This is a genomic window from Streptomyces sp. NPDC043854 (assembly GCF_056436005.1).
Genome location: NZ_JBWKDK010000080.1, coordinates 12,357 through 20,377, shown reverse-complemented (window position 1 = coordinate 20,377; position 8,021 = coordinate 12,357). Strand labels below are relative to the sequence as shown.

The 8,021-nt window shown below is 74.7% G+C and carries 7 protein-coding genes; 3 read left to right on the top strand and 4 right to left on the bottom strand.

Features of this window, described 5'->3' with window-relative positions; genetic code table 11:
- Positions 1 to 117: 117 nt before the first annotated feature.
- From AC068A_RS35120 to AC068A_RS35105, 4 genes are all read right to left on the bottom strand, one after another.
- Entirely contained in the window at positions 118 to 1,539 is a 1,422-nt protein-coding gene (locus tag AC068A_RS35120; protein WP_478590352.1) for a phytoene desaturase family protein, read from the bottom strand.
- Positions 1,540 to 1,723: 184 nt separating this feature from the next.
- Positions 1,724 to 2,125 carry a DUF3040 domain-containing protein gene (locus tag AC068A_RS35115; protein ID WP_360632702.1) on the bottom strand — a complete coding sequence of 134 codons (402 nt, stop codon included), beginning with the start codon at positions 2,123 to 2,125 and terminating at the stop codon, positions 1,724 to 1,726.
- 313 nt (positions 2,126 to 2,438) lie between these two features.
- The gene (locus AC068A_RS35110) at positions 2,439 to 3,197 is read right to left on the bottom strand and encodes a methyltransferase domain-containing protein (protein ID WP_478590351.1); all 759 of its coding nucleotides are present in this window, start codon (positions 3,195 to 3,197) and stop codon (positions 2,439 to 2,441) included.
- Positions 3,198 to 3,270: 73 nt separating this feature from the next.
- Entirely contained in the window at positions 3,271 to 3,753 is a 483-nt protein-coding gene (locus AC068A_RS35105; RefSeq protein ID WP_478590350.1) for an SAV_6107 family HEPN domain-containing protein, read from the bottom strand.
- Between the two features lie 205 nt (positions 3,754 to 3,958).
- On the opposite strand from AC068A_RS35105, the gene AC068A_RS35100 reads away from it, so the two are divergent.
- Genes AC068A_RS35100 through AC068A_RS35090 form a run of 3 tightly spaced genes read left to right on the top strand, consistent with a single transcriptional unit; the run spans position 3,959 to position 7,648 of the window.
- The gene (locus AC068A_RS35100; RefSeq protein WP_478590349.1) at positions 3,959 to 4,927 is read left to right on the top strand and encodes an ATP-binding cassette domain-containing protein; all 969 of its coding nucleotides are present in this window, start codon (positions 3,959 to 3,961) and stop codon (positions 4,925 to 4,927) included.
- Positions 4,899 to 6,989, top strand: a complete 2,091-nt coding sequence (locus tag AC068A_RS35095) for a YhgE/Pip family protein (RefSeq protein ID WP_478590348.1) — start codon at positions 4,899 to 4,901, stop codon at positions 6,987 to 6,989. Before AC068A_RS35100 ends, AC068A_RS35095 begins: the two co-directional genes overlap by 29 nt.
- 29 nt (positions 6,990 to 7,018) lie before the next feature.
- A complete protein-coding gene (locus tag AC068A_RS35090; RefSeq protein ID WP_478590347.1) occupies positions 7,019 to 7,648 on the top strand; it encodes a TetR/AcrR family transcriptional regulator in 630 nt (209 codons plus the stop codon).
- Positions 7,649 to 8,021: the final 373 nt, after the last annotated feature.

The following is an 8,021-nucleotide window of genomic DNA, read 5'->3' as shown; positions in this document are numbered from 1 at the left end:
CCCCCCCCCCCCCCCCCCCCCCCCCCCCCCCCCCCCCCCCCCCCCCCCCCCCCCCCCCCCCCCCCCCCCCCCCCCCCCCCCCCCCCCCCCCCGGCAGGCTCGGCGGGCCCGCCGGGCTCACTGCGAGCCGCGGAAGCCCGCGCCCTCCACGATCAGCCCGGCCACCAGCGCCCCCGTCATCCCGGCGTGCGCCAGCCCGCCGCCGGGGTGCGCCCAGCCGCCCGCGAGGTACAGCCCGGGCAGGGCGGTGGAGTTCGCGGGGTGCAGCAGCCGGCCGTCGGCCCCGGCGAGCGAGGGCGCGGGCACCGCTCCGCCCACCGCCCCGGTGGCCGCCTCGATGTCGGCCGGGGTGCGCGCCTCCCACCACAGCAGCCGCTCGCGCAGCCCGGGCACGGCCCGGGCTGCGAGGTCCAGCAGCGCCTCGGGGTCGGGTGCGGCCGCGGCGGCCCCACCGGCCGCGGCGCACACCGCGCTGACGGTGACGGCTTCGTGGTCCGCGTCGGGCCGGACGGCGGGGTCGTCGGGGCGCAGCACGGTGAGCTGCGTGCCGGGGGAGTGGACGAGGGTGCGGTGCACGGTGTCGGCGGGGCGGGCGCCGCGCAGGGCGAGCAGCAGGGTGAACCGGGCGGCGCCGGCCGCGGCCCCGGCGGGGACGCCGGCGGGCGGCAGCGGCACGGCCAGCTGCCGCGGGTCGACCCCGCAGACCACGTGGTCGGCGGGGTGCTCGGTGCCGTCGGCCAGCAGCACCCCGGCCGCCCGGCCCGCGCGGGCCAGGACCTCCCGGACCGGCGCGTCGAAGACGAACCCGACCTTCCGCTCGCGGCAGCGCTCGTACAGGGCGGTCGCCAGCGCCCGCATCCCGCCGCGCACGTACCAGCTGCCGAAGGTCTGCTCCATGTACGGCAGCACGGCCGCGGCGGCGGGGGCGGTCGCCGGGTCGAGGCCGTACTCCCGCACCCGGGCGGCCAGCAGCTCGCCGAGCTGCCCGCCGAGTTCGCGTGCGGCGATCTCGGCGAGGGTCGGCGGGCGGCGGCGCAGCAGCCCGCTCTTGCGCACCGCCGGGTACGGGTCCCTGCCGAGGACCTGCCAGTCGGGGCGCAGCGGCTCCTCCAGGAGGGGGCGGCGGGTGGCGTCCCAGGCGTCCCGGGCCCGGTTCAGCACCGCGGCCCAGCGGTCCCCGGCGCCGGCGCCGAAGGCCTGGTCGAGGGCGGCCGCGGCGCCGCCGCGGGAGGCACCCGGAAGGGTCACGGCGGTTCCGTCGGCGAGGACGTGGCGGACGGCCGGGTCGACCTGGACGAGGTCGACGCAGTCCTCCAGGCGCCGCTTGCCGGTCTTGACGAACAGGTCGCGGTAGACGGCGGGCAGGTGCAGCAGCCCCGGGCCCGTGTCGAAGGCGAATCCCTCCCGCTCGAAGCGGCAGAGCGAGCCGCCGTGGGTGGATCCCCGTTCGTACACCGTCACCTGGTGCCCTGCCACGGCCAGCCGGGCCGCCGTGGCCATCGCGCCCATGCCGGCGCCGATCACCGCAATTCGTGCCATGGACCCGACCCTATCGAGCGGTTCCGCGCGGGCTCAGCGGGGTGGACCGGGCGCCTCCGCGGCATGATCGCGCGGCGCGGGTGATCCGGTGGGTGCACGGGGAAAGCGGGCTGCGCGGTCAGAGCGGCGAGGGGGACGGCCGCCGTGCGGCAGCCGTCCCCCTCACCCGTGTCTGCGCGGGGCGCTAGTGCCCCTGCTCGTCGCGGCGGCGCTGCCACCGCTCCTCGATGCGGGTCATCATCGACCGTCGCTGCCGGTTGCGGCCGTGGGCCGAACCGCCTGCACTTCCGGAGACGGGGTGCTCGCCAGGCTTGGGCGCCTTGCGCCAACCGGTGACCACGAGGACCGTGCAGCCCAGCATGACGAGGAAGCCCACCACGCTGACCCACAGTACGTTCGGGATGATCACACCGGTCATGAGGAGCGCGATACCCACCACAATGCCTGCGACTGCCTGGTAGACCCGTCGCCGGGTGTACGTACGCAGTCCGCTTCCCTCAAGCGCTGTCGCGAACTTGGGATCTTCGGCGTACAGCGCTCGCTCCATCTGCTCGAGCATTCGCTGCTCGTGCTCCGAGAGCGGCACGGGAGTCCTCCTCATCCTTCGGTCGCGGGGGGTAGCGACCAGGGGTCCCCTTCAGGATAGGCGGGGAATCGCCCCCGTGATACCCGCCCTCCACGCCAGGTTCCAAAAATGCACTGCCGGAAAGGCAGTGCCCCACAACAAAGCACTGCGCGAAACCGTACCGCCGGGGGAGCGGTCGTTGAGGCCCTTATTCCCCACCGGTCCATCCGCCATGCCGGTCTCGTCCCACGATCATACGGCGCAGGCCCGCGCGGCGGAGGGGGTCGGAACCCCCCGGCGGAATCCGCCGGGGGGGTCCGCGGGCCGGGGAATTTCAGGCGCGCTTCTCGCCGAGCACGTGCAATTGCGTGGCGATGGCGTGGAAGGCGGGCAGCTCTGCGGCGGCCTCCTCCAGGCGCAGCAGCGCCTCGTCCGCGCCGGGCTCGGTGTCCACGAGCACGCCGGGGACGAGGTCGGCGAAGACGCGGACCCCGTGCACCGCGCCGACCTCCAGGCCCACCCCGGCGACCAGCTCGGTGAGCTGCTCGGCGGTGAACCGGCGCGGCACCGGGTCGCCGGCGCCCCAGCGGCCGGCCGGGTCGGTGAGGGCCGCGCGGGCCTCGGTGAAGTGGCCGGCGAGGGCGCGGGCGACGACGGCACCGCCGAGGCCCGCGGCGAGCAGGCTCAGCGTGCCGCCGGGGCGCAGGGCCGCCACCGCGTTGGCCGCGCCCTCGGCCGGGTCGTCCACGTACTCCAGCACGCCGTGGCAGAGCACCACGTCGTACGACTCCCGCTCGACCACGTCGAGGAGGCCCTGGGCGTCGCCCTGCACGCCGCGGACGAGGTCGGCCACGCCGGCCTCGGAGACCCGGCGCTCCAGGCCGAACAGCGCGTTCGGGCTGGGGTCGACGACGGTGACCCGGTGGCCCAGGCGGGCCACCGGCACGGCGAACTTGCCGGTGCCGCCGCCGGTGTCGAGCACGTCCAGCACGTCCCTCCCGGTCGCCTTCACGCGGCGGTCGAGGGCCTCCTTGAGGACCTCCCACACCACGGCGGTGCGGAGGGAGGCACGGGGGCGGGAAGTGTCCGACACGGCTGATGACTCCTCGGCGCGGTAAGGGCGGGCTGTGCGGGTCCCACCCTATTGCCTCCGGCAGTCCCGCAGCTCATCCCGCGTCAGGACGCTCCGGCCGGGGCTGGGGCAGGGGCTGCGCCACGGGCTGGAGCGCGAGCATCCGCTCGACCAGCCGCAGGAACATCGACGCGGCGCGCAGGAGGTAGTCCGCGTCCTCACTGCTCGCCGCGTCGCGTATCCCGGCCTCGGCCCGGGCCCGGCGGGCGGCCCCGGAGGCGAACAGGGCACTCCACTCGGCCAGTTCCGGCGCGAGCTCGGGAAGCACCTCCCAGGCGCTGCGGATGCGGGGCCGGCGCCGCGGGTGCGCCGGCTCGGGCCGCGCGCGGGCGGCGAGCACGGCCGCGGCGGTGCGCAGGGCGGCGAGGTGGGCGGTGGCGTAGCGGTCGTTGGGGAGGGCCAGCCGGGCGGCCTCGGCCAGGCCGCCGCGGGCTTTGTCGAGCAGGTCGAGCGCGGCCGGCGGGGCTGCCGACCTGCGCGGGACGGGGTGGACAGGGGACGGGGACGGTGTGGCCATGACGAACCTCCTGTCGTTGCGTACTGCTGCTCTTCCCGGCGCTTGGTTCCGTGCCGTGGGTCCATCGTGACGGCTGCCACTGACAATCGGACTGACCTGCAGGTTTGCGGGTTCCGCAGGGTCAGTTCGCCCCCGGTGCGCGGGTGTCCGCGCCGAAGGTGGTAGTTTTTGAACTGACCGGTCAGTTCAAAGAGAGGGGGTCGGCGTGGACAGCCCGCACGGTGCGGCCGTCAAAGCCGAGAACTTCGGACTCAAGGGCCCGCGCGGCTGGGCGTTCCGAGGGGTGGGCATCGACGCCGCTCCCGGCTCGCTCACCGCCCTGGAAGGCCCCTCGGGCAGCGGCCGGACCTGCCTGCTCCTCGCCCTCACCGGGCGCATGAAGCCGAGCGAGGGCCACGCCGAGGTCGCCGGCCACCGGCTGCCGAAGCGGATGGCCGCCGTCCGGAGGGTGGCCGCCCTCGGCCCGGTCGCCGGCGTCAACGACCTCGACCAGGCCCTCACCGTCGCCGAGCAGCTGCGCGAGGGCGCCCTGCTCCAGCGCCGCTACGAGGGCCCGGTCCGCGCCCTGCTGCGGCCCCGCGGCGAGCGCAGCTCCGCCACCGCGGCCCGTATCGACGCCGCCCTGGCCGCCGCCGGCCTGGACCTGGACACGCTGCCCAAGGGCCCGCGCACCTCGGTCCGGGACCTCGACCGCCTGGAGGCGGTCCGGCTGTCCGTGGCCATCGCCCTGCTGGGCTCTCCGCGGCTGCTGGCCCTCGACGACCTCGACCTCAAGCTCTCGGACGCCGAGCGCGCCGACGCCTGGGCCATGCTCCGCTCGATCGCCGACGCCGGCACCACCGTCCTCGCGGTCTGCAGCCAGGCCCCGCAGGACGTACAGGTCCTGCGCACGGACGCCGAGCCCGCCGCGACGGCCGAGCCGAAGCCCGATGCGAAGCCCGCCCGGAAGGACACCGCGAAGCCCGCGGCGAAGGACACCGGCGGGGCCGAGACGAAGCCCGGGGCGAAGGCCCAGGCCAAGAGCGGGGCGCAGCCCGAGGCGGAGACCCCGGCACACACCGGCGCGAAGCCCGCGGCCGACAGCGGCGCCACCGACGGCACCGACGCGAACGACCGGACCGACGACGACACGAAGGGGGCGGACGATGCGCTCGCCGAAGCTGGCCGCGCTTGAGCTGAAGCGGTTCGGGCGGGGGAAGCTGCCCCGGGCCGCCCTCGTTGCGCTGCTCCTGCTGCCGCTGCTCTACGGAGCCCTGTACCTGTGGTCCTTCTGGGACCCGTACAGCCGCCTCGACAAGGTGCCCGTCGCCCTGGTCAACGCCGACAAGGGCGCCACCGTGGACGGCAACCGCCTGGAGGCCGGCGCCGACATCACCAGGAAGCTGCACGACAGCAAGACCTTCGAGTGGCACGAGGTGAGCGCGAAGGAGGCGGCCAAGGGCCTGGAGGACGGGAAGTACTACCTGTCCCTGACCATGCCGGCCGACTTCAGCGAGAAGATCGCCTCCAGCTCCGGCGACGACCCGACGACCGGGGCCCTGCAGGTCCGCACCAACGACGCGAACAACTACGTCGTCGGCTCGATCTCCCGCACGGTGTTCTCCGAGGTCCGCACCGCGGCGTCCACGAACGCCTCCCGCAAGTTCCTCGACAAGATTTTCGTCTCCTTCTCCGACCTGCACGACAAGACCGCCGAGGCAGCCGACGGCGCCTCCAAGCTCAAGGACGGCGCGACCAAGGCCCAGGAGGGCGCGAAGGAGATCGCCGACAACCTCGACAAGGTCGAGCAGAAGAACGGGGAGCTGACCGGCGGGCTCCAGCAGCTCGGCGCGGCCGCCGCCAAGCTGAAGACCGGGTCCAGGGACGTCGCCAACGGCACCCAGACCGTCGCCGACAAGGTGAGCGGCAACGCCGACAAGGCCCGCCCCCTCCTGAAGGACCCCAAGCAGGTCGCCGACGCCGCCGAGCTGGTCGCGGACACGGCCAAGGTCGTGAGCAACCACCTCGACAAGATCACCAAGAGGGCCCCCGGCGCGGCCCGGGTCAGCAAGCAGGCCGCCACCCTGGCCGCCGACGCCCACACCCGCAACTGCACCGGCGCCGCCGCGGCCAAGACGCCGCCGGCCGCCTGCGCCGACCTGAAGAAGATCAAGGACGCCTCCGCCGAGGCGGCCGAGCTCACCGGCAACGTCGACACCCTGTTCAAGGACACCAACGGCGACCTGACCACGCTCCGCAAGCAGCTCGGCGACCTGGAGACCAAGGCCCGCAAGCTGGCCGCGGACGCCCCCAACCTGTCCGCCCGGCTCGACGCCGCCGTCACCCAGGCCAACGCCCTCAACGACGGCGCCCACAAGGTCGCCGACGGCATGGCCAAGCTGCACGCCGGCCTCGGCAAGGCCACCAGCGGCTCCGCCGCCATCGGCGACGGCGTCAGCAAGATCGGCGACGGGGCGCACAGCCTCGACGGCGGCCTGTACAAGCTCGCCGACGGCAACGGCGAACTGGCAAACGGCCTGCACGAGGGTGTCGGCAAGATCCCGGACTACGACCAGCAGCAGCGCGACACCCGTACCGAGGTCATGGCCGACCCGGTCAAGCTCGCCAACGAGTCCCTGCACAAGGCGCCCAACTACGGCACCGGCTTCGCCCCGTACTTCATCCCGCTCTCCCTCTGGGTCGGCGCGATGGTCGCGTACATGCTGATCGCGCCGATGAACCGGCGCGCCCTGGCCGCCGGCGCCTCGCCCTGGCGGATCGCGCTCGCCGGCTGGCTGCCCGTGGCCGGCCTCGGCGCCCTCCAGGTCGGCATGCTGATGTCCGTCCTGCACTGGGGCCTCGGCCTCGAGATGGAGCACCCGGCCCTGACCATCGGCTTCCTGGTCCTGGTCACCGGCTGCTTCGCCGCCATCGTGCAGTGGCTGAACGCCAAGTTCGGGGCCGCCGGCCGGATCCTCGTCCTGGCCGTGCTGATGCTCCAGCTGACCTCGGCCGGCGGCACCTACCCCGTCCAGACCAGCCCCGGCTTCTTCAACGCCATCCACCCGTACCTGCCGATGTCGTACATCGTCGAGGGCCTGCGCCGCCTGATCACCGGCGGCGACCTCGCCCCCGTCTGGCAGGGCGGCGCCGTCCTGCTGGCCTTCACCGCTGGCGCCCTCGCCCTCACCTCGCTCGCCGCCCGCGGCAAGCAGGTGTGGACGATGGACCGGCTCCACCCCGAACTGAGCCTGTAGGGACCGGGCGACCTGTGAGAATCAGCCACATGGACAGCAGCAGCACCACCGCCGGCGGAAGCGGCCGCCGCCAGGCGACACGCCAGAAGCTCTACGAAGCGGCCGTCACCCTCATCGCCGAGCAGGGCTTCTCCGCAACCACGGTCGACGAGATCGCCGAGCGGGCGGGCGTCGCGAAAGGCACCGTCTACTACAACTTCGCCAGCAAGAACGAGCTCTTCGAGGAGCTGCTGCGGCACGGCGTCGGCCTGCTCACCGCCTCCCTGCGGGCGGCGGCCGAGGAGACCGAGGCGAACGGCGGCAGCCGGGTCGAGGCGCTCGACGCGATGATCCGGTCCGGCCTGGTCTTCATCGACCGCTACCCCGCCTTCACCCAGCTCTACGTGGCCGAACTGTGGCGGACCAACCGGACCTGGCAGTCCACCCTGATGGTGGTCCGCCAGGAGGCGGTGGCCGTCGTGGAGACGGTGCTGCGCGAGGGCGTGGAGCGCGGCGAGCTCAGCGCCGAGATCGACGTACCGCTGACGGCCGCGGCGCTGGTGGGGATGGTGCTGGTGGCCGCACTGGACTGGCAGTCCTTCCAGCGCGAGCGGTCGCTGGACGACGTGCACTCGGCGCTGTCGCTGCTGCTGCGCGGACGGGTCAGCGGCAACGGCTGACCGCCGCCCCCCGATCGGCGGTTCTGCCGGCGGGCCCGGCCGCGTACAACTGGTGGGGCCTGCCACCGGTCCCCGGCGGAACCGCGGAACCGTAGAACCGCGGAACCTGAGTACCCGTACTCAGACGAGGAAATGAGTACCCGCGCGGATGGGCCCCCACCTGCGCGGACGACAGACTGGGGGCAGCGGACGGGGCCCGGTCCGGACCGCCGACACGGGGCGGCCGGTGCGGACCGGGTCTTCCGGCGCCACCGGGGTGGGGAAGTGGGGGCCCGGTAGTGCAGTAACGGGGGGGGGGGGGGGGGGGGGGGGGGGGGGGGGGGGGGGGGGGGGGGGGGGGGGGGGGGGGGGGGGGGGGGGGGGGGGGGGAGGG

Coding starts and splice junctions, on each gene's coding strand:
- AC068A_RS35105 (WP_478590350.1), bottom strand. CDS start 3,753: ATGGCCACACCGTCCCCGTCCCCTGTCCACCCCGTCCCGCGCAGGTCG.
- AC068A_RS35095 (WP_478590348.1), top strand. CDS start 4,899: ATGCGCTCGCCGAAGCTGGCCGCGCTTGAGCTGAAGCGGTTCGGGCGG.
- AC068A_RS35120 (WP_478590352.1), bottom strand. CDS start 1,539: ATGGCACGAATTGCGGTGATCGGCGCCGGCATGGGCGCGATGGCCACG.
- AC068A_RS35090 (WP_478590347.1), top strand. CDS start 7,019: ATGGACAGCAGCAGCACCACCGCCGGCGGAAGCGGCCGCCGCCAGGCG.